18 protein-coding genes are annotated in these 22,061 nt (G+C 46.1%); 17 read left to right on the plus strand and 1 reads right to left on the minus strand.

Annotated elements, in window-relative coordinates:
- Nucleotides 1-6 precede the first annotated feature (6 nt).
- The 16 genes from tsf (at nt 7) to tilS (ending at nt 18,880) form a co-directional block, all read left to right on the plus strand.
- Complete coding sequence (tsf, locus tag ACTRWF_RS04040) at nt 7-879, plus strand: translation elongation factor Ts (protein ID WP_012517564.1); 873 nt, start codon at nt 7-9, stop codon at nt 877-879.
- 235 nt (nt 880-1,114) lie between these two features.
- Nucleotides 1,115-1,852, plus strand: coding sequence for a UMP kinase (pyrH, locus tag ACTRWF_RS04045; RefSeq protein WP_015066408.1), 738 nt, complete (start codon nt 1,115-1,117; stop codon nt 1,850-1,852).
- Nucleotides 1,853-1,875: 23 nt separating this feature from the next.
- The gene (frr, locus tag ACTRWF_RS04050; RefSeq protein ID WP_012517567.1) at nt 1,876-2,433 is read left to right on the plus strand and encodes a ribosome recycling factor; all 558 of its coding nucleotides are present in this window, start codon (nt 1,876-1,878) and stop codon (nt 2,431-2,433) included.
- A 9-nt stretch (nt 2,434-2,442) separates the two neighbouring features.
- Entirely contained in the window at nt 2,443-3,228 is a 786-nt protein-coding gene (gene uppS / locus ACTRWF_RS04055; protein ID WP_015066409.1) for a polyprenyl diphosphate synthase, read from the plus strand.
- A 54-nt stretch (nt 3,229-3,282) separates the two neighbouring features.
- Entirely contained in the window at nt 3,283-4,146 is an 864-nt protein-coding gene (locus ACTRWF_RS04060; protein WP_014948557.1) for a phosphatidate cytidylyltransferase, read from the plus strand.
- Nucleotides 4,146-5,333: a 1-deoxy-D-xylulose-5-phosphate reductoisomerase gene (ispC, locus tag ACTRWF_RS04065; protein WP_015066410.1), complete on the plus strand. Its 1,188-nt coding sequence runs from the start codon at nt 4,146-4,148 to the stop codon at nt 5,331-5,333. Before ACTRWF_RS04060 ends, ispC begins: the two co-directional genes overlap by 1 nt.
- Nucleotides 5,327-6,679: a sigma E protease regulator RseP gene (gene rseP, locus ACTRWF_RS04070; RefSeq protein ID WP_015066411.1), complete on the plus strand. Its 1,353-nt coding sequence runs from the start codon at nt 5,327-5,329 to the stop codon at nt 6,677-6,679. Before ispC ends, rseP begins: the two co-directional genes overlap by 7 nt.
- Nucleotides 6,680-6,737: 58 nt before the next feature.
- The gene (gene bamA / locus ACTRWF_RS04075) at nt 6,738-9,215 is read left to right on the plus strand and encodes an outer membrane protein assembly factor BamA (RefSeq protein WP_015066412.1); all 2,478 of its coding nucleotides are present in this window, start codon (nt 6,738-6,740) and stop codon (nt 9,213-9,215) included.
- Nucleotides 9,216-9,277: 62 nt separating this feature from the next.
- Nucleotides 9,278-9,793 (plus strand): OmpH family outer membrane protein, encoded by a 516-nt coding sequence (locus tag ACTRWF_RS04080; protein ID WP_012517573.1) that lies wholly within the window; start codon nt 9,278-9,280, stop codon nt 9,791-9,793.
- Between the two features lie 193 nt (nt 9,794-9,986).
- Nucleotides 9,987-10,436, plus strand: coding sequence for a 3-hydroxyacyl-ACP dehydratase FabZ (gene fabZ / locus ACTRWF_RS04085; protein ID WP_012517574.1), 450 nt, complete (start codon nt 9,987-9,989; stop codon nt 10,434-10,436).
- A gap of 1 nt (nt 10,437) precedes the next feature.
- Complete coding sequence (gene lpxA, locus ACTRWF_RS04090; protein ID WP_015066413.1) at nt 10,438-11,208, plus strand: acyl-ACP--UDP-N-acetylglucosamine O-acyltransferase; 771 nt, start codon at nt 10,438-10,440, stop codon at nt 11,206-11,208.
- 2 nt (nt 11,209-11,210) lie between these two features.
- Nucleotides 11,211-12,359: a lipid-A-disaccharide synthase gene (gene lpxB, locus ACTRWF_RS04095; RefSeq protein WP_015066414.1), complete on the plus strand. Its 1,149-nt coding sequence runs from the start codon at nt 11,211-11,213 to the stop codon at nt 12,357-12,359.
- Nucleotides 12,352-12,924, plus strand: a complete 573-nt coding sequence (gene rnhB / locus ACTRWF_RS04100) for a ribonuclease HII (protein WP_012517577.1) — start codon at nt 12,352-12,354, stop codon at nt 12,922-12,924. Before lpxB ends, rnhB begins: the two co-directional genes overlap by 8 nt.
- A 4-nt stretch (nt 12,925-12,928) precedes the next feature.
- Entirely contained in the window at nt 12,929-16,393 is a 3,465-nt protein-coding gene (dnaE, locus tag ACTRWF_RS04105) for a DNA polymerase III subunit alpha (protein ID WP_015066415.1), read from the plus strand.
- A 68-nt stretch (nt 16,394-16,461) separates the two neighbouring features.
- Nucleotides 16,462-17,418, plus strand: a complete 957-nt coding sequence (accA, locus tag ACTRWF_RS04110) for an acetyl-CoA carboxylase carboxyl transferase subunit alpha (RefSeq protein ID WP_012517579.1) — start codon at nt 16,462-16,464, stop codon at nt 17,416-17,418.
- 136 nt (nt 17,419-17,554) lie between these two features.
- Nucleotides 17,555-18,880: a tRNA lysidine(34) synthetase TilS gene (gene tilS / locus ACTRWF_RS04115; protein ID WP_015066416.1), complete on the plus strand. Its 1,326-nt coding sequence runs from the start codon at nt 17,555-17,557 to the stop codon at nt 18,878-18,880.
- A gap of 67 nt (nt 18,881-18,947) precedes the next feature.
- Here tilS and ACTRWF_RS04120 read toward each other — a convergent pair whose 3' ends face one another.
- On the minus strand, nt 18,948-19,847 hold the full coding sequence (locus ACTRWF_RS04120; protein WP_015066417.1) for a GGDEF domain-containing protein: 900 nt from the start codon (nt 19,845-19,847) through the stop codon (nt 18,948-18,950).
- Between the two features lie 224 nt (nt 19,848-20,071).
- Here ACTRWF_RS04120 and ACTRWF_RS04125 point away from each other — a divergent pair, with 224 nt between their 5' ends.
- Nucleotides 20,072-22,039, plus strand: coding sequence for a monovalent cation:proton antiporter family protein (locus tag ACTRWF_RS04125; RefSeq protein WP_080597421.1), 1,968 nt, complete (start codon nt 20,072-20,074; stop codon nt 22,037-22,039).
- The last annotated feature ends 22 nt before the right edge of the window (nt 22,040-22,061 follow it).

Consider the following 22,061-nt stretch of genomic DNA (forward strand, 5'->3'; position numbering starts at 1 on the left):
TGAAAAATGGCAGTGACTGCAGCACTAGTTAAAGAACTGCGCGAACGTACTGGCGCAGGTATGCTGGATTGTAAAAAAGCCCTGGTTGAAACGGATGGTGACATTGAGTTAGCCATTGAAAACATGCGTAAATCAGGTCAAGCGAAAGCGGCTAAAAAAGCTGGTCGTATCGCAGCTGAAGGTGTAATCCTTACTAAAGTTGAAGGTGGTCGTGCAACCATGCTTGAACTAAACTGTGAAACTGACTTCGTAGCACGTGACGAAGGTTTCCTTAAGTTCGGTAACGAGCTTCTAGAAGTAGCAGCAGCGAACAACATCAACGACATCGACGCGCTTAACGATGCAGAACTTAACGGTTCTAAAGTAAGCGAAGTTCGTGACGCGCTTGTTGCTAAAATCGGTGAGAACATCTCTCCTCGTCGCGTTATCAACGTTGAAGGCGACACCCTTGGCGCATACGTACACGGCGGCCGTATCGGTGTTATCTCTATCCTAACTGGCGGTGACGAAGAGCTAGCAAAAGACGTGGCTATGCACGTTGCAGCTGCAAGCCCGCAGTTTGTTAAGCCTGAAAATGTTCCGGCTGAAGTTGTAGAGAAAGAGAAAGAAATCCAAATCGAAATCGCTATCCAGTCTGGCAAGCCAGCTGAGATTGCTGAGAAAATGGTAGCAGGCCGCATGAAGAAGTTCACTGGTGAAGTGAGCTTGACTGGTCAGCCTTTCGTTAAAGATCCTTCAATCTCTGTTGCTGAGCTTCTTAAGAACAACAGCGCAGACGTAATCAACTTCGTACGTTTCGAAGTAGGTGAAGGTATCGAGAAGAAGACTGAAGACTTCGCTGCTGAAGTAGCTGCTCAAATGGAAGCTGCTAAGAAATAATTGAGTGTTTATCTTTTGCATTACGCAATAGTTAGATAAACTACAAAGCACCTCTTTTGAGGTGCTTTTTTATAGCTGTACGTCTTGAGTGTTGCCATTGCAATGCGTAAGTGTGAAGCTAGGCGAGATAAGCGTGCGCCTGCCTGACAACGAAAGCGCTTTGTCCTATGTTTTTTAACTCAATAATGTATTGAAAGACATAGGACAAAACGGGTTTACGAGGACATTTCAAACTATGAGTATCACACCAAAATCAGCATACCGACGCATTCTGTTAAAGCTTAGTGGCGAAGCCCTAATGGGTGAAGAAGGCTTTGGCATAGACCCTAAAGTGCTAGATAGAATGGCACAAGAGATTAAAGAGCTGGTTGAACTTGGTGTTCAAGTTGGTTTGGTTATCGGTGGTGGTAACTTATTTCGTGGTGAAGGCCTAGCTAAAGCGGGCATGAATCGCGTAGTGGGTGATCACATGGGGATGTTAGCCACTGTTATGAACGGCCTAGCCATGCGCGATGCGCTTCACCGCGCGTTCGTTAATGCTCGTATGATGTCTGCTATTCCGCTGAACGGCGTATGTGATGCGTACAACTGGGCAGAAGCTATCAGCCTACTTAAATCGGGTCGTGTGGTAATATTCTCTGCAGGTACGGGGAACCCTTTCTTCACCACCGATTCAGCCGCATGTCTTCGCGGTATTGAAATTGAAGCTGACGCAGTCCTAAAAGCGACTAAAGTAGACGGCGTTTACAGTGATGACCCGGTAAAAAATCCTGAAGCAACGTTATATGATGAGTTGTCGTATCAGGAAGTACTGGAAAAAGAATTAAAAGTAATGGATTTGTCAGCGTTTACCCTTGCTCGCGACCACGGTTTACCAATTCGCGTATTCAACATGAATAAGCCTGGTTGCCTAAAACGTGTTGTGATGGGTGAAAAAGAAGGCACAATTATTCGCCACGCTGACAACGATTAATTAAGAACAATAGGATACAAAACGTGATTGATGAAATTGAATTAGATGCGCAAGAGCGCATGGAAAAAAGCCTAGTTGCACTTAAAGGCCAATTCAGCAAAATTCGCACAGGCCGTGCGCATCCAAGCCTTCTAGACGGCATCATGGTTCCTTATTACGGCGTAGATACACCACTTAAGCAAGTTGCTAACGTTGTTGCTGAAGACAGCCGTACATTAGCGCTAACTGTATTTGATAAGAGCGCTATCCAAGCGGTAGAAAAAGCGATTATGCAATCTGACTTGGGTCTTAACCCAATGAGCGCAGGTGGTTCAATTCGCATTCCTTTACCACCGCTTACCGAGGAGCGTCGTAAGGACCTTATTCGCGTTGTTCGCAACGAAGCGGAAGGTGGTCGTGTTGCTATTCGCAATATTCGCCGCGACGCGAATGGCGATGTAAAAGATCTGCTTAAAGAAAAAGAAATCAGCGAAGATGAAAGCCGCGCAGCAGAAGAAAATATTCAGTCTATTACTAACGAGTTCATTAAGAAAGTTGACAGCTTGCTAGCTGACAAAGAAAAAGAACTGATGGAAGTTTAAGTAAGTATTATGATTGGAAAGCGTTTAAGCGCAGCCAAATCGTCGAAGGCCGAGGCGCCAGTAGCAACGACTACTGGCCCGAAGCACGTTGCTATCATTATGGATGGCAACGGTCGATGGGCGCAAAAGAAAGGGAAAATTCGTACCTTTGGGCATAAAGCCGGGGTAGAGTCTGTACGTGCAGTAGTGCGCTTTGCACGCCAAAATGGCATCGAGTCACTTACATTGTTTGCGTTTTCAAGCGAAAACTGGAAAAGACCAGAAGAAGAAGTCAGTGTTCTGATGGACCTGTTCAATCTTGTTCTTAATAGTGAAGCAAAACGCCTACATAAAAACGGCGTACGGTTACAGGTTATTGGAGACGTCGAGGCATTCGATGCCAAGCTTGTCGAAAAGATTCGAAAAGCTGAAGACATGACCAAAGATAACAAAGATCTTGTCTTGAATATCGCTGCAAATTACGGCGGTAGATGGGACATTGTAAATGCGGCTAAGCAACTTGCATCGCAAGTGAAAAGCGGCGAACTCGATGTACAAGACATCACAGAAGACGCATTAAATGCGCACATTTCAACCGCTAACCTTCCAGAGTTAGACCTTCTTATTCGCACTGGCGGCGAACACCGTATAAGTAACTTCTTGCTCTGGCAATGCGCCTATGCTGAACTGTATTTTACCGACGTACTATGGCCCGACTTCAATGAAGACGTGTTTCAATTGGCCGTAGACGATTTTAATGTTCGCCAACGTCGCTTCGGTTTAACCGGTGAACAGTTAGTCACAGCCGATGGTTAACACCATACAGGCAATTATCAGGCTTGCCCTGGTAACCAAAGCCAAGGGCACACTATGCTAAAACAACGAATAATAACTGCATTAATTCTGGCGCCACTGGCGCTTTACGCTATTCTTTTTCTTCCTATTTTTTGGTTTGAAATAGCCATTGCCGGTGTTGTCGGCATTGGCGCTTATGAATGGGCGAATATGTCGGGCGTATGTGAACGTCCTAAAAAGCTCATTTATATGGCAGGTGCCTTTGCCATATGCATAGCCTTGTCTCTTATTGTTGATGCCAGCACGATTTGGTATCAAGGCCAATTACATGGTTTATACCGTGCCATATTAACGGTTGCCGTATTATGGTGGATAGCGTCTTTATTTATGGTGCTAGCCTATCCTAAATATTCCAAGTTCTGGAAAGACAGTCGCAGCGTTAGAACCCTATTTGGGGCGCTTACGCTTATACCTACATGGGTAGCGGTTGTTGCGCTTCGTACGAGCTTGCACGATGTTGATCCTTTCTACGGTGCTTCACTCATCTTCTATGTGCTGGGGATTGTTTGGGCTGCAGATATAGGTGCATTCTTTGTTGGCGTAAAATTCGGACGCCATAAGCTACGCCCTAACGTATCGCCAGGTAAAAGTTTAGAAGGCTTGTTAGGCGGTATTGCAGCTTCATTCGCTATTATCGCTTTTGCGGCCCTTCACTATCAGGTAGAGCCTTCGCGTATTTGGCTTCACCTTGCTATTGGCGGCATTACTGTTGCTGTTTCAGCCCTTGGCGATTTAAACGAAAGCATGCTTAAGCGTTGTGCGGGCATTAAAGACAGCGGCAAAATTCTCCCTGGGCACGGTGGTGTACTCGATAGAATTGATAGCTTAACCGCGGCATTCCCTGTTTTTGCGTTCTGCTATGTAACCTGGATGGCGTAATGCAAACAGTAACAGTGTTAGGGGCCACAGGCTCCATTGGTTGTAATACACTCGACGTAATAAACCGCCACCCAGACAAGTATCGTGTATTTGCTATTACTGGCAACTCACAGCTTGAATTGCTTATGGAGCAGGCCCAAAAATGCGCGCCGCGCTATGTGGTAATTGCTGATGACGCAAACTACAAACTAGCCTGTGAGTTAGCATCCCAGTACGGTGTGGATGCAGAAATTCTCGCTGGTGTTAAGGCGCTGGAAGAAGTATCCAGCGCGCCTGAAGTTGATGCTGTAATGGCAGCCATTGTGGGTGCAGCAGGGCTTTTACCCACAATGGCAGCAGTAAAAGCGGGTAAAAGGGTTTTGCTTGCCAATAAAGAAGCGTTAGTCATGTCTGGTGCTTTATTTATCGAGGCTGCGAACCAAAGCGGCGCTGAAATTCTTCCTATCGACAGCGAACACAACGCCATATTCCAGTGCCTCCCGCACGATTATGAATACGGTAACTTTGCTGCATCCGGCATTCGTAAAATTCTCTTAACCGGTTCTGGTGGTCCGTTTAGAGAAAGGCCACTTGATAGCTTCTCATCAATTACAATCGATGAAGCCAGTACACACCCTAACTGGTCGATGGGCAGAAAAATTACAATCGACTCTGCAACTATGATGAACAAGGGGCTGGAGTTTATTGAAGCCTGTTGGCTGTTCGGTGCTGGCGCAGATGATATTGATGTGGTTATTCACCCGCAAAGTATCATTCATTCCATGGTGCAATATATTGATGGCTCGGTTATCGCGCAAATGGGTAACCCGGATATGCGAACGCCGATTGCTTATGGCTTAGCGCATCCAGCGCGCATCGAAGCGGGGGTTAAGCCCCTAGACTTTTCAGATATTGCTAACTTTAGCTTTCAAACGCCTTGTTTCAAGCGCTACCCTAATTTGAAATTGGCCATTGATGCCTGCAAAGAAGGGCAGTGTGCAACAACACGGATGAATGCGGCCAACGAAGTATCGGTTGCGGCCTTTTTAGACGGTAACATTCAGTTTTGTGATATTGCAAAAGTAAATGAAGCTACGCTAAACGCCATGCCTTACGTTTCTGTTAGTTCTATTCAGCAAATACTTGAGCAAGATACTTTAGCCCGAGTTAAAGCTGACGAGATTATTCGAGGTAAATTCCAGTGCTAGCCTTTTTGTGGAGCTTAGGTGCGTTCATCGTTGCCCTAGGTATTTTGGTTGCTGTTCATGAATGGGGGCACTTTTATGTTGCCCGCAAATGTGGTGTTCAGGTAGAACGCTTTTCAATCGGTTTTGGTAAACCTATTTGGCGCAAGGTAAGTAAGTCTGGCACTGAGTATGTCATCGCTATGATTCCGTTAGGCGGATATGTGAGAATGCTAGATGGGCGTATCGACGATGTACCGCCTGAATTAGAAGATAAAGCCTTTAACAATAAACCTGTGTTGCAGCGTATGGCTGTGATTGCAGCGGGGCCTGGCGTTAATTTCATTTTTGCTTTCTTTGCCTTGTGGCTAATGTATCTCGTTGGGCTAGACACGGTAAAGCCCGTTGTAAAAAATATTGAAACAGACAGTATTGCAGCAATCGCTGGGGTACAGCCTGGTGATGAAATCATCAAAATAGGTGATAGAAGCACACCAGATTGGGAAGCCGTTAACCTTGAGATTGTGTCTAATATTGGGTCGGAAAATGCCAGTGTAACGGTGAAAAATTCATCAAATGTCGAAAAAGAACTGACATTTACACTGAAGTCTTGGAACTTTGACCCAGATAGCGAGTCTCCTTTAAGCAGCTTAGGGTTAACCCCTTATCGACCCGATGCAACATTAACCGTTGGTTTTGTTGGTGAGGGTAGTGCCGCTCAGCAAGCAGGGTTAAAACCTGGTGACGAGCTTAAAGCATTAAATGGCACTAAGTTGACATCGTGGGAGCGTTTAGTTGACGTAATTGTAGAAAGCCCTGGTGAGCGTATTTCGCTTGATATCCTAAGGGATGGACAACCGCTTACGTTAGATGCCACGATAGCGCGCCGCGATACACCACAGGGGCAAAGTGGGTATCTAGGTGTAAGCCCAACATTTGAGCCTTGGCCAGAAGGGTATGTGTTTACCCATCAATATGGCATTATAGAGGCTATTGGGAAGGCGTTAGATAAAACATGGCGTCTTATGACACTGAGTGTCGAAATGATAGGAAAGCTTATTACTGGCGACGTGTCGGTAAAAAACTTAAGCGGCCCTATCTCAATTGCTCAAGGTGCGGGAACAAGTGCTGGGTATGGACTTGCGTACTTCTTGAGTTTTCTTGCCTTAATAAGCGTAAATTTAGGCATTATAAATTTATTACCCTTGCCCATGCTTGACGGTGGTCACCTCATGTTTTTTATCGTGGAGTGGATCACAGGCAAACCTGTGCCAGAAGCAGTGCAGGAATGGGGTTACAGAATAGGTGGCGTGCTTCTGTTTATGATCATGGGTATCGCAATTTTTAACGATATCGCTCGCATAACCTGATGAAAATCAGGAAGTACAAAACAGCTAATACAAAACGCGGCCAGGAAAAGAAAAATAGATGAAGTTAAAACAGTTAGTAGCAGCCGGAGCCATTCTTTCCAGTGCTAGCTTTGCCAATGCTGCGGCGCAAGACAGTGAATTTGTCGTTAAAGACATTCGTGTAGAAGGTTTACAACGTGTTGCACTTGGTGCAGCCTTAACCTACTTGCCCGTACAAGTTGGCGACGAGCTTAATACATTTAGGGTAACGCAGCTAATTCGCTCGTTGTACTCTTCAACTCACTTTGAAAAAGTTGAAATACTTCGCGATGGCAATACGCTTGTGGTGCGTGTAGCAGAGCGTCCAACCATCAGTAACATCATTTTCGAAGGGAATGATGATATTAAAGATGAGCAGCTTCAGGAAAGCTTGGACGGTAATGGCGTTCGCATTGGTGAACCACTTGATAAGACCGTATTAACTTCGATTGAGAACGGGTTAAAAGACTTCTTCTACAGCATTGGTAAATACAACGCTGACGTTACGGCTATTATTACGCCTTTACCGCGTAATCGCGTAGATTTGAAGTTACTTTTTGAAGAAGGTGATGCGGCAGAAATTGAGCAAATAAACATTGTAGGTAACGACATTTTCTCAGACGAAGAGCTGATGGAAGCGTTTGAGCTACAATACGATACACCTTGGTGGGATTTCTTATCTGAAACTCGCTATCAGCAACAAACGTTGCAAGGTGATATGGAAACGCTGCGCAATCACTATCTTAATCGCGGTTACCTTCGCTTTAATGTCGACTCTACCCAAGTCTCGATGACGCCTGAAAAGTCAGGTATCTATATCGCAATGAACGTAACCGAAGGTGAACAGTACACTATCTCTGAAGTAGAGCTAGTGGGGGATGTTCTGGGGCATGAAGAATATATTGAACGGGTACTTCCGCTGACTACTGGTGAACTCTACAACCAGGCAGAAGTTACCTACACCGAAGAGTTTATTAGCAAGTATCTTGGTCGTTTTGGTTATGCTTATCCTACGGTAACCACAGTCCCTGAAATCAACGATGAAGATAAAACGGTTAAACTCACCCTGTCAGTTGACCCTGGTAAGCGTATTTACGTTAACCGTATTAAGTTTAACGGTAACGTAGTAACAGCTGATAGCGTGTTACGTCAAAACGTAAGCCAGATGGAAGGCACCTGGTTGTCTAACAACTTGCTTGAGTCATCTAAAAATCAACTGTCTCGTCTTACCTATATGGAAGAAGTCGAGTTTGAAACCGTGCGTATTCCTGGCTCTGAAGATAAGGTTGATGTTAATTACAACGTTAAAGAGCAGCCATCAGGCTCGTTCAATGCCGGTATCGGCTACGGAGACAGAACTAAGCTAAGCCTACAGGCGGGTATTCAACAGGATAACTTCTTGGGTACGGGTAAGCGCGTGGGCCTGAATTTGAGCACGGTTTCCTATCAGCGAAGTGCGCAAATTACCTATAACGACCCTTACTTTACCATTGATGGAATCAGTTTGGGTGGGAGCTTAGGTTACAGCGAGTTCGACGGTTCTGACTTTAACGTAATTCAATACAACTCGAAGCGTTGGTCAATTGGTGCGAACATAGGTTATCCAATTAACGAATTTAATCGTATTAACTTTGGTTTGACCTACAGTAACGTAGAGCTATTTAACCGTGGCTACTACGAACAAACTGAGCAGTTCTACAACCAGTTCACCAATGGTGAAGACCCAGATGCAGCGATTAAATACGACAGTTACCTAGCGAGTGTAAGCTGGAGCAGAAGTACGCTTAACCGTGGTCTTTTCCCAACAGCGGGCTCGTCGCAGCGTGCCTCGTTTAGTATTACTACGCCTAACTCTGACGTTAACTACTTTAAAACAGTATTTGACGGTAAGTGGTACTTCCCACTGTCTCGTAATCAACGTTGGTCATTCCTTGCGCGCATGCGTTTAGGTTATGGTAACGGATATGGTGATATTAACGGGAATGAACAAATTCTTCCGTTTACTGAAAACTTCACTGCAGGTGGTTCAGACTCACTTCGTGGGTTTGAGAACAACACAGTAGGTCCACGTGGTGTATTTGTCGGAAATTCAGGCAGTATTGTTGGTCCAGATGGAGAAGCGTTCCCAGGTGACCCCGCAGATGCGCAGTTGTCTTGGTCTACACGAAGCCTAGGTGGTAACGCTATGGCACTTGGCGGTATCGAGCTTATTGTTCCTACGCCATTTGTAGAAGAAGAAATGGATAACTCCGTTCGCACAAGTTTGTTTGTGGATGTGGGTAACGTGTGGGATACTGAGTTCGACTACGACTATTACCGTCAGTTTGACGTAGCGGCAAGTCAGAGAGGCGAGCTGTTGGACTATTCTGATTGGAGTCTGTATCGTAGCTCGGCGGGTGTATCGGTCCAATGGATATCTCCAATGGGACCTATGGTATTCAGCTTCTCGAAAGCGATACAGCAACGTGACGGTGACGACGCACGATTCTTCACCTTCAATATTGGTCAAACTTTCTAAGACATTAAAGCGAGCGCAATATTAGTTGCGCTCTACAATAAGATTCAAAAAAGGAGTTCCCTTTGAAACAGTTGGTTAAACATATCGTTGCAGGAGCAATGTTGGGTAGCGCTTTAGTTAGTACGTCTGTAATGGCGGAGCAGAAAGTGGCTGTAGTAGACGTTCAAGGTATTTTTCAAGCAATGCCTCAAGCGGCTGAAATTCAAAACGCTATCCAAGCTGAATTTAAAGATCAGCTTGAAGAAGTCAATCAACTTCAGCGCGACGGTCAGTTCTATGCCGAGCGTCTTCAGCGCGATGCAGCGACAATGAGCGACACAGAGAAGAAAGAACTAGAACAAAAAATCTTGTCAGTACGTGAAGAGTTGTCTAAAAAAGGTCAACCTCTTCAACAGAACATCCAACGTCGCAGCAACGAAGAGCGCAATAAACTACTTGGTCTTATCAAGCAAGCCATCGACTCTGTTGCCGCTAAGCAAGGTTACGACCTAGTACTTAATGCAGGTGCAGTTGCATTTGCAAAAGAAGAACACGACCTATCTGAGCAAGTTCTTCAGCAGGTTAGCAAAACTAACTAATCAATCGTTCTAAACCGTTGAGAAATTGATCAGGCCAACCCCCAAAAGGTGTTGGTCTGATTTGTTTTTTGCGCTTAACAGCGTATGGTTGCCGCCGTTTTAGTTTTTACGGCGAGTTTGACCAGTATGCCAGTCCAAAAATTATGTTGGCATAAAATAGTCGTAGGTCATGCTTGTACACAGGAGAAAGTTTTTGGCCAATTCACTCAATACCATCGAAATTCAAGAAATTTTGGAGTTACTTCCACATAGGTATCCATTCCTACTTGTTGATCGTGTAACAGACTATGTTCTGGGTGAGTCTGTAAAGGCTTATAAAAATATTACCATTAATGAGCCTTGTTTTATGGGGCATTTCCCCGGACAACCCATATTTCCCGGCGTACTAATCTTAGAAGCCATGGCACAAGCTGCAGGTGTTTTAGGATTTAAGACCATGGGGAATAATGATAAGTTATACTTATATGCGGGAATTGATAACGCGCGCTTCAAGCGTCCGGTTGTTCCTGGAGACAAGCTTGAGTTTGATGTTGCTCTAGTTAAAGAGCGCAGAGGGATCTGGAAATTTAAAGGTACTGCAAGTGTCGATGGCGACGTCGCGTGCTGTGCAGAGTTTATGTGTGCGATGAGAGAGATAGCGTAACGTGATCCATCCTACTGCGGTAATTTCAGAGAGTGCAACGATTGGTGAGAATGTCACTATTGGTCCATTTTGTGTGGTAGACGACAACGTCACCATAGGTGATGGCTGTATTCTGAAATCACATGTGGTGGTACGCGGCCCAACGCGTATCGGTAAAAACAATAAGTTTTATCAGTTTTCTTCAATTGGTGAAGACTGCCAAGATAAGAAATATGCGGGCGAGCCTACCGAGCTTGTTATCGGCGATGACAATGAGTTCCGTGAAGGGGTTACCGTTCACCGCGGCACTATTCAAGACAACAGCATTACTATAATCGGTTCTCGCTGTTTATTTATGGCCAACTCTCATGTGGCCCATGATTGTGTTCTTGGCAACGACATCATTATTGCAAACAGTGTTGCGATTGCTGGTCATGTCCACATGGACGACCACGTGATCGTTGGTGGTGCTGCAGGTATTCACCAATTCTGTAAGATTGGTGCGCATTCGTTCTTGGGTGCTGGCGGTATTATCCTGCGCGACGTGCCTCCTTTTGTTATGGTCAGCGGCCAAAAGAATATTCCACAGGGAATTAACTCTGAAGGACTTAAGCGCCGTGGTTTTAGCAAAGAAGAAGTGATGGCGATTAAGCGCGCTTATAAAGCGATATACCGCGAAGGTAACACAGTAGACGAAGCCATTGAAAAGCTTGCCGAGCCTGCACAGGAATTCCCCGGTGTAGCACTTATGGTGAAGTTCTTACAGGACTCCAAGCGAGGCATTATTCGCTAATTATGTCTAAACCAATTCGTATCGGCATGGTTGCCGGAGAGCCCTCTGGTGACATCCTTGCCGCCGGAATGGTTGCAGAGCTAAAACGCCAATACCCAGATGCTATAATCGAAGGTATTGGCGGTCCAAATATGATAGACGCAGGTTTCCATAGTCTTTTCGACATGGAAACCTTGTCAGTTATGGGGCTTGTTGAAGTTCTTGCGCATTTACCCGCCATTTTAAAAGTTAAAAAGCAGCTTCTTGCCCACTTCGAGCAAAACCCGCCTGATATTTTCGTAGGGGTAGATGCGCCAGATTTTAACTTAAGAGTAGAAAAAGCCCTTAAAGCACGGGGTATTAAGACCATGCACTACGTGAGTCCAACCGTGTGGGCATGGCGCGAGAAGCGAATACACAAAATTGCTAAAGCTGCCAATCGGGTATTAGGGTTATTTCCGTTCGAGCAGCAGGTTTATGACAAATACAATGTGCCGTATACCTTTGTGGGGCACACCATGGCCGACGCGATTGCTTTAGAGCCCGACCAAAGCGCTGCTCGTCAGGTATTGGGCGTGGACAGCAAGGCACCTGTGTTAGCAGTACTCCCAGGCTCTCGTCGCGGCGAAGTGGACACGCTGCTTCCGTTTTTTCTTGAAACAATAGAAGCAATACATGCTAAACGCAGCGACATTCAATTTCTTATCCCCGCTGCTAACGAGCATCGTCTTGCACAAATAAAAGCATTGTTGCTTGAAGCCGACAACGCTGAAGCGCGTTTACCTATTCAGGTAACCCAAGGTACTTCTCGGGATGCCATGATAGCGAGTGACGTAATTTTGCTTGCTTCAGGTACGGCTACGTTGGAAGCAATGTTATGTAAGCGGCCTATGGTAGCCGCTTATTTACTTGCGCCGCTCACCTACAAAATTATGCAGCGTTTATATAAAGCGCCGTTTTTCACCTTACCCAACCTTTTGGCAAACGAAGCGATTATTCCAGAGTTACTTCAAGAAGAGGTAAATGCAGAGAATATGAGCAATCAGCTACTCAACTTTTTCGAAAGTGACAATTCAGCCCTTATTGCCCGTTTCACCGACCTCCACCATACGCTAAAATGCAATGCTGATAAAACAGCAGCTAAAGCTGTCGTGGAGGAATTGTTTGCATAAGTTAATTGCCGGCGTTGATGAAGTAGGGCGCGGACCACTGGTAGGTGATGTTGTTACTGCCGCGGTCATCCTTGACCCTCAAAATCCTATTGAAGGGCTCACTGACTCAAAAAAGCTCAGTGAAAAAAAGCGCGTGGCGCTTGCCCAAGAAATTCGTGAAAAAGCCCTGTACTGGAATATTGGTAGAGCGAGCCCCGAAGAAATAGACAAGCTTAATATACTGCACGCTACCATGCTCGCCATGATACGCGCGGTAGAAGGCCTGCCTGTAAAGCCTGACTTTGTGCGGGTAGATGGTAATCGGCTGCCGGCCTGGAATTTTGATTCTGAAGCCGTGGTAAAGGGAGATAGCCTGCACGCAGAGATTTCAGCGGCATCAATCATTGCTAAAGTAGAGCGAGACAACGATATGATTTCGCTTCACGAAGCCTTTCCGCAGTACAATTTTGCGGGGCATAAGGGTTACCCCACTAAAGCGCATTTTGAAGCCATTGCAGAGTATGGCATTTTAGATTGCTACCGTAAGAGTTTTAAGCCCGTTAAAGCGTTACTTGAAGAGAAATAACATCATGTCATCGCCATTTATTCATTTACGTGTTCACAGCGACTTTTCGATGATGGACGGCCTGAATAAGGTTAAGCCTATTCTAGGTAAAGTTGCCGCCCTTGAAATGCCAGCGGTGGCGATAACCGATCAAATGAATATGTGCGGTTTGGTTAAGTTCTATTCCGAAGCACATAATCTGGGAATAAAGCCCATCATTGGTACCGACTTTTGGGTTACCAATGAAGCGTTTGGTGATGAGCCGTTTAGGCTTACGCTTTTGGCGATGAACGATGAAGGTTATAAGAATATCACCATTCTTATTTCTAAAGCGTACCTTCGCGGACATTTAGCGCACCGGGCTGTTATCGACCAAGCATGGCTAGCCGAACACGCAGAGGGAGTAATCATACTCTCTGGCGCACAACACGGCGACGTGGGCGTGGGGTTAATGAAGAATAACGCTAAGCTTTTAGACAGTGCCTTAGCATTTTATGAGTCTTACTTCCCCGATCGATTTTACCTCGAGTTAATAAGAACCGGCAGACAGGGTGAAGAGGACTACTTGCACCATGCGGTAGAGCTCGCCGAACAGCACGGTTTGCCCGTGGTCGCCACCAACGAGGTGTGCTTCATTGACCGTGAAGGTTTCGAGGCGCATGAAATACGCGTATGTATTCATGATGGTTACACGTTGGACGATAACCGTCGGCCCAAGCGTTATAGCGAACAGCAGTACCTGCGCACGGCAGAAGAAATGGTTGAGCTATTTAGCGATATTCCAGAAGCCATTGAAAATACGGTTGAAATAGCTAAACGCTGTAACGTGACGGTTCGCTTAAACGAGTATTTCTTACCACAGTTTCCAACAGGTGGCATGACCACTGAAGACTTCTTGGTTAAAGTGTCTGAAGAAGGGTTGGAAGAGCGTCTAGAATTTCTTTTCCCCGATGAGGAAGTTCGCAAAGCTAAACGCCCAGAGTACGATGACCGACTTCGCATTGAGCTTGAAGTAATTAACCAAATGGGTTTCCCAGGCTACTTCCTAATCGTAATGGAGTTCATTCAGTGGAGTAAGGATAACGGTATTCCGGTAGGGCCAGGACGGGGCTCCGGTGCAGGTTCATTGGTGGCGTACGCGCTTAAAATTACCGACTTAGATCCGCTAGAATTCGACTTGCTATTCGAACGTTTCTTGAACCCAGAGCGTGTATCTATGCCCGACTTCGACGTCGACTTCTGTATGGATAGACGAGATGAAGTAATTGATCACGTTGCCGAGCTCTACGGGCGCCAGGCGGTATCTCAGATCATTACCTTCGGTACTATGGCGGCAAAAGCGGTAGTACGTGACGTGGGTCGAGTATTGGGTCACCCTTATGGTTTTGTAGACAGAATTTCAAAGCTCATACCGCCAGACCCTGGTATGACGCTAGAAAAAGCGTTTAAAGCTGAGCCACAGCTGCCAGAAGTTTATGAAAGCGATGAGGAAGTGAAAGACCTTATCGATATGGCGCGTATTCTTGAAGGGGTTACCCGAAACGCCGGTAAGCACGCCGGTGGTGTTGTTATCGCGCCAACCACGATTACTGATTTCTCTCCGCTATATTGTGATGACGAAGGGAATAACCCGGTAACCCAGTTCGATAAGAACGACGTTGAAACGGCAGGCTTGGTAAAATTCGACTTCTTAGGTCTTCGTACACTGACGATCATTCAGTGGGCGATAGATATGATCAAAGAGGGCAAGAACGTTGATGTAGATATCAGCGCTATTCCGCTTGAAGATCCTAAGAGTTTCAGAACCCTTCAAAACGCCGAAACCACTGCAGTATTCCAGTTGGAATCCCGCGGTATGAAAGAGCTAATTAAACGCCTTAAGCCGGACTGCTTTGAAGATATCATCGCATTGGTGGCTCTATTCCGCCCAGGACCACTGCAGTCAGGCATGGTAGATAACTTTATCGACCGTAAGCACGGACGTGAAGAAATTTCTTACCCAGACGCTGAATATCAGCACGAATGCCTTCAAGAAATACTAGAACCTACCTACGGCATTATCTTGTATCAGGAACAGGTAATGCAGATTGCTCAGGAAATGGCAGGTTACTCACTCGGCGGCGCTGACTTACTTCGCCGTGCAATGGGTAAGAAAAAACCTGAAGAAATGGCGAAGCAGCGCGGTACCTTCGCTGAAGGTGCTAAGGGCAATAATATTGACCCTGATCTGGCCATGAAAATCTTCGACTTGGTAGAAAAATTCGCCGGTTACGGGTTTAACAAATCTCACTCGGCAGCATACGCGTTGGTGTCTTACCAAACGCTGTGGCTAAAAGTGCATTATCCGGCTGAATTTATGGCTGCGGTAATGTCGGCGGATATGGATAACACCGATAAAATCGTAACCCTTGTCGATGAATGTGAACGCATGGGTATTGAGATACTGCCGCCAGATTTAAACGCAGGCAAATACAAATTTACCGTTGATAGCGAAGGTCGCATTGTTTATGGCATTGGTGCGATTAAAGGCGTAGGCGAGGGCCCTATTGAAGCCATTATCGAAGCGCGCGAGACCCAAGGGGCGTTTAAAGATCTCTTCGACTTCTGCGCGAAGGTTGATATTAAACGTGTTAACAAACGTGTACTCGAAAAATTAGTGCTTGCTGGTGCGATGGATAATTTAGGCCCCCACCGGGCTACGCTTATGGCGACGCTTCCCGAAGCGCTTGCAGCGGCGGGGCAGCATGCCAAGGCCGAGTCGTTTGGTCAGTCAGACATGTTTGGCCTATTAACCACCGAGCCTGAAGAAGTACAGCAGGCCTTTGCCGACGTACCTGAGTGGCCTGAGAAAGTGTGGCTTGAAGGCGAGAAAGACACACTTGGCTTGTATTTAACAGGCCATCCTATCAATCAGTATGCTGACGAGCTTCGCTACTATACCGACGGTCGTCTGGTCGACTTAAAACCTACCAATAAAGACCAGCTTGCTAGTGCAGTTGGCTTGGTACTGGGCGTTCGCGTTATGACAAACAAACGAGGGCGCCGCTGGGCAATAGTGACACTGGATGATAAGAGTGCCAGAATGGACGTGCGTTTCTTTCCAGACATGTACGAACAGTTCGAAAGTCTGCTAGAAACTGACAGAATATTGCTCATAAAGGGACAGGTCAGCTTTGATGATTTCTCTGGGGGCAATACAATCACCGCCCGTGATGTAATGGACATTGTTCAGGCACGAGAGAAAAACGCGAGAGCGCTGGCGATAAATGTTGATACCCAGCGGCTTGAACCGAAAATAATGAGTCAGATGCAATCTATCCTGCAGGCATTTAACGGTGGAAGTTGTCCTGTTCAGTTAGCGGTGACCCATCCAGACGTAGAAGTAACCTTAGCGTGTGGAGCAAAGTGGTACGTTACCCCTGAAGATCAACTTTTACACGATCTCAAGCAATGTTTGGGAGACAAAGCCGTTTCAATTCTCTACCATTAGGGTTAAGAGTTCGATAGATTGGACATCTCGCGTTTGCATAGACGAGCGTAGTACGAATAGGACATGAAATGAGTATACAGTTTTTGGACTTTGAACAGCCGATAGCCGAACTAGAAGCAAAAATTGAAGAGCTTAGGTTGGTGAATCAAGGTGGCGAGTTTGACGTTGGTATTGAAGAAGAAATCAATAAGCTTCGCGGCAAAAGCGCGGAGCTAACTAAAAAGATCTTTTCTGATCTTGGCGCATGGCAAGTTTCTCAATTAGCACGTCACCCAATGCGTCCATACACGCTAGATTACATTCCTCGTATTTTTACAGAATTCGACGAGCTTGCTGGCGACCGCGCGTTTGCAGACGATAAGGCAATTGTTGGCGGCCCAGCAATGCTAGATGACCAGCCTGTGATGATTATAGGTCATCAGAAAGGTCGTGATACTAACGAAAAGATTAAGCGTAACTTTGGTATGCCTAAACCAGAAGGCTATCGCAAAGCGCTACGCCTTATGAAGATGGCTGAGCGCTTTAACATGCCTATTATTACCTTCATTGACACGCCAGGGGCATATCCTGGTGTTGGTGCTGAAGAACGTGGTCAAAGTGAAGCCATTGCGAAAAACTTGTTTGAAATGGCAGAGCTTACGGTGCCAATCGTTTGTACTGTTATTGGTGAAGGTGGCTCGGGCGGTGCACTAGCCATTGGTGTAGGCGACCGAGTAAACATGCTTCAGTATTCTACGTATTCGGTTATCTCGCCTGAAGGCTGCGCCTCTATTTTATGGAAAAGTGCTGAAAAAGCGCCATTAGCGGCTGAAGCCATGGGCGTAAGTGCGCCACAAATTAAAGAGCTTGGTCTAATTAACAGCATTGTTGAAGAACCATTAGGCGGCGCGCATCGCGATCACAACGGTATGGCAGCTAACCTAAAAGCAGTGATCAAGCAGCAGCTTAACCAGCTTAAAGAGCTAGACAAAACTAAGTTGATGGAAGAGCGTTACGAGCGTTTAATGTCGTTCGGTTATTGTTAAGTTTTCCATAACGACAGCGCGACATTTACTGCGCGCGATAGTTGGCTAGCTTTATTCATATCAAGGGGTTGGTTACCGAAGGTAATCAGCCCCTTGGCGTTATAAGACAATTAAAACTACAAGGCAATATCAGTACGTGTCCCGTCAAATATCATCGTTGAGCGACTACATTGTCAGTCGTATCGCAAAGGGTCTCACCGACGCCGAATTACCTCTTCAAACGCCCTTAGTGGTAGCGTATAGCGGCGGTGTTGATTCCTCGGTTCTATTGCAAGCTGTTATTGAATATCGTGAGCAATACAACGGGCCTATTCACGCGGTGCACGTGCATCATGGATTAAGTGAAAATGCTGACAGCTGGGCGCGGCACTGTGAATTGCAGTGTCGTTTAGAGGATGTCGAATTTCACCTCCATCGCGTAGAGGTAGATACCAGTGCGCGAAAAAGTATAGAAGCAGAAGCGCGCAAGGTTCGCTACAACGCGCTGTTAGCGGTATGTAAACGCATAGGCGGTGTACTGTTGTTAGGCCAGCATGCTGAAGATCAGCTTGAAACCGTTTTGCTACAGTTAAAGCGTGGCGCAGGCCCCCAGGGTTTAGCAGGCATGGGTGAAGTGCAGTATCGCGGTAACACACTCATTATGCGCCCTATGCTGTCACTGGATAAAGCTGAAATTGTCACCTTTGCTGACAACGAAATGTTGCAATGGGTGGACGATGAGTCAAATCAGCAAAATAGCTTTGACAGAAATTTCTTAAGAAACGAGATTATTCCCCACCTATTAGACCGCTGGCCGCAGTTAACCAAAACCGTTGGCCGCAGTGCAGCGCTTTGTGCCGAGCAAAGCGAACTAGTGAACGATTCGGCCCAGCGTTACTTTGAAGACTGTAAGCGCACAAATTTGCGTTTAGATGGGAAAAAACTGACGTCATTGTCGCGACCGTGGCAGGCTATGGTCATTCGCGCATGGTTTAAAGCACAAGGTCAGCTTTCACCATCTAAAGCTCAAGCAGAGCAAGTATTGCTTATGTTAGAAGCCAAGCACGATGCGACCCCAGAGGTAAATTTTAAGTGGGGCAAGGTTATCCGCTTTGATGGTGACTTGTATTGGGTGGTCAACGCCGTACACGACGCCGAGCCTAGCGGAGTATTGCATGTTGATGCTGATAATGCCCTTCCTTGGTTAAACGGAAACCTTCATGTTTCGCTATTAGAAAGAGAAGAGGGCGATACGGTTACGTTTCAAACCAACGCGCGCAACTTGCGCATTAAGCCAGTAAATGCGAGTGTATCAAAGCTTTTAAAAGAGTGGTTTAAAGTATGGCGTGTGCCGCGCTGGGAGCGAAATGGTGTACCGGTTATCTTTTTAAATGAGCAAGCTGTTGCGCTGATTATTAGCGGTCAGTGTATCTATCTACAGCCTAAATCTCCCCGCATTAAGCTCGCGTTTACGCAAGGCTAAGGGAGCGAATACGTACTTACTAAAGCGGCAATACATTGCCGCTCCCTACAGGTAACGCGAAAACGCGCTAGGCTGCGTGATAACTGTTTTTGCCTGAATTTTTCACGTGATAAAGCGCGTTGTCTGCTCTGTCAAACAGCGTACTTATGGTATCGCCGTCGCGATATATCGCGCCGCCTAGGCTTGTAGATACCCCTAGCTGTGATAAATACTTTGAACTATTGATGCTTGCTTGAATACGCTGCGCTGCGCAAGTAAGCTGCTGCTGCGTTTGGCAATCCAATAGGCAGCAAAACTCATCCCCACCATAACGAAACGCTTCATCTTCATCTCGCAGAACATTTGAGAGGTGCGAGGCAACGTGAATAAGGACCTTATCGCCTTCGCCATGACCAAAATTGTCATTTACGAATTTAAAATTATCTAAATCGATAACCAGTAGAGCGAACGGTTCGTCATGCCTTTGTGCCCACCCTAGCTGCCTAGTCATCGATTGTTCAAAACCCGCGCGATTGCCTAAGCCAGTAAGGATGTCTTTCGTTGCCATTTGCTGAACGCGCGTTAGTGACAACGCGTGCTTTACTTGTTTTCCAAATAAATCATGAAGTTGGAACAGACTTTCTCGTTGCGATAACGACAGGGGTGAACTAATGTAATAGTAGACATGGGCTTGCTCACCATTAATGGTATTAGCGCCTTGAAGGGGCAAATCAATCAATGTAGACGAGATTTTTGCGTTACCGTACACCCAACGTGAATCGAAATCAGATAAGCTGAACCCTACAACAGGCAGTAACATATTAAGCTGCTGGAAATACACGCCACCTAACTCTTGAAGCTCAAGTGTTGAAAGTAGCTGTGTTACAAAGCCTGATAACTCACTAAAGGTAAGTGATTTACCCGTGCTCTCAGCAGGATAAAAATTGTTATGTTGTGTGCTATCGTAGACTGATGTTGAAAAATCCACAGTAGTGCCCCTATACAAAATGCGTTGGAATGCAAAGAAACAAGTGTCAAAGCCCTGACGTTTCTGTGGCGCCAACCGCATTTTTGCGTCAATTATGGCGTTCACAGCGGCAAAACTTGCCGGATCTGCATTTGTATAAGGGGTTCTGCAAGTCGAATGCCAAAACGCTTCTTGCGGCATTGGCCTTTAGTTTAATTAAAATTGTTCGTACGCTAGGAGGTAAAGTGGGAGCTAGTTTTTTAAATATTGTCGTGCTGATGTTTATATCAGTATGCGCAGTCGCCTTATTTAAACGTGTTCACCTACCTCCCATTCTCGCTTACCTGTTTGCTGGTGTGCTAGCGGGCCCACAGCTTTTGTCGGTGTTTGCTCATCCAGAAGAAATGCACTTACTCGCCGAAGTAGGAATTGTATTTCTGCTCTTTTCTCTAGGGCTGGAGTTTTCTCTACCTAAGTTGCTTGCCATGCGCTCTTTGGTGTTTGGCGTGGGGCTGGGGCAAATGCTCTTTACAACCGCAGTTTTCACCTGCGTCCCGCTACTTCTCGGTATTCCCGTTAGTGCCTCTATTATTATAGGAGGAACATTGGCATTGAGTTCTACCGCAATTGTTATCAAACAAGCCACGGAAATGGGCATACTTAATAATCGCCGAACTCAGCTAGCAGTGAGTATTCTACTGTTTCAAGACCTGGCCGTGGTGCCGTTTTTAATTGCTATCCCGCTACTTGCTCAAACCGGTGAGGTCAGTATTGCATTGGCCCTTGGTGAAGCACTGCTTAAAGGCGTGTTTGTTATCGCGTTTCTAATGTCAGTAGGTAAGTGGTTACTACCTTGGGTGTTTAGAGAAATAGCGAGAACAAGAACCGATGAATTGTTTGTTCTTACCACTATTCTTATTGCGTTATTAGCCGGCGGGCTAACCTATTACTTCGGGCTGTCTATGGCGCTTGGCGCATTTTTAGCGGGTATGATGCTCGGGGAAAGTCAGTATAAGTATCAGCTCGAGGCGGATATACGTCCGTTCCGAGACATATTAATGGGGCTTTTCTTTGTTACCGTGGGAATGCAGCTAGAACTGACCGTACTGTGGGATAGCTTGTTTGAGATTGTGTGTGGTGTGTTTGCACTTATGGTGGTGAAAGTCATTTTAGTTAGGGGCGCCTCATTATTAGTAAAAACTGACCCTATAGACGGTTGGTCTGCTGGTGTAAAACTGTGTCAAATTGGTGAATTCAGCTTTGTTATTGCCGCTTTGGCGACGACCCACGGGTTGTTAACTAAAGAGCAGTCTTCATTGATTGTTAGTATGGGAGTTATCAGTATGGCGCTTACGCCATGGCTCATGAATAACAGTGTGACCATAGCCAAGCGGTTAGTGAATAATGATATCTCTTTTGATGATAAGGCTAATTTGGGTACCGCTGGCCCGTTAACGAATCACGTGGTTATCTGTGGGTTTGGCCGTGTCGGACAATCTGTGGCGCGCATGCTGAAAATGGAAGGTATTCACTTTGTTGCCATTGATATGGACCCAGTGCGGGTACACGAGAGCCGAAATGCTGGCGAGCCGGTTATTTTTGGTGATGCGAGCCAAAAAGATATTCTCACTAATGCGAATGTGGAAGGGGCGAGACTTGTACTGGTTACGTTCGATCAAGTGGATAAAGCGAAGCAAGTTATTACACAAACTCGAAGCCTCGCAAGTACGACCGATGTCATGGTGCGTACCAAGCGAGACTACCAGCTAGAAAGCCTATACAGTGCTGGCGCGAATCAAGTGGTCCCCGAGCTTCAGGAAGGAAGCTTAATGCTAGTATCACAAGTGTTGCACTATGCGGGCGTGCCCATGTCGCGAATTTTAAAACGGGTCCGCGCTGAGAGAAAAGGGCGCTATGATCACATGCATGGCTTTTACCCGGGAGAAACCACAGAGATAACTTACGGCACGGAAGACAAATTAGAATTTATTCACGCCGTGGTGTTGTCAGAACATGCATCTTGTATTGGCAAAGCCATTAAGGATATCGACTTTTCTAGAATGCGGGTGGCCATTAAGGGGTTACGGCGCGATGGAAACGAGGTCAAAGAACCAGACCAAAATGCTATTTTGCAGGCCCACGATGTTTTGGTTATTGCAGGCAAGCCGAGAAGAGTGGAGCGCGCCGAACGCAAGTTACTGGAAGGCAGCTAGCGCGCTTATGGATTAGCGCGCT

It is taken from the genome of Alteromonas sp. G5_S2_22_S1, from assembly GCF_054968525.1.

What these genes read in the sequence shown, in the direction of transcription:
- tsf (WP_012517564.1), top strand. Translation starts at nt 7, where the DNA reads ATGGCAGTGACTGCAGCACTAGTTAAAGAACTGCGCGAACGTACTGGC.
- pyrH (WP_015066408.1), top strand. Translation starts at nt 1,115, where the DNA reads ATGAGTATCACACCAAAATCAGCATACCGACGCATTCTGTTAAAGCTT.
- uppS (WP_015066409.1), top strand. Translation starts at nt 2,443, where the DNA reads ATGATTGGAAAGCGTTTAAGCGCAGCCAAATCGTCGAAGGCCGAGGCG.
- ACTRWF_RS04060 (WP_014948557.1), top strand. Translation starts at nt 3,283, where the DNA reads ATGCTAAAACAACGAATAATAACTGCATTAATTCTGGCGCCACTGGCG.
- ispC (WP_015066410.1), top strand. Translation starts at nt 4,146, where the DNA reads ATGCAAACAGTAACAGTGTTAGGGGCCACAGGCTCCATTGGTTGTAAT.
- bamA (WP_015066412.1), top strand. Translation starts at nt 6,738, where the DNA reads ATGAAGTTAAAACAGTTAGTAGCAGCCGGAGCCATTCTTTCCAGTGCT.
- lpxB (WP_015066414.1), top strand. Translation starts at nt 11,211, where the DNA reads ATGTCTAAACCAATTCGTATCGGCATGGTTGCCGGAGAGCCCTCTGGT.
- dnaE (WP_015066415.1), top strand. Translation starts at nt 12,929, where the DNA reads ATGTCATCGCCATTTATTCATTTACGTGTTCACAGCGACTTTTCGATG.
- accA (WP_012517579.1), top strand. Translation starts at nt 16,462, where the DNA reads ATGAGTATACAGTTTTTGGACTTTGAACAGCCGATAGCCGAACTAGAA.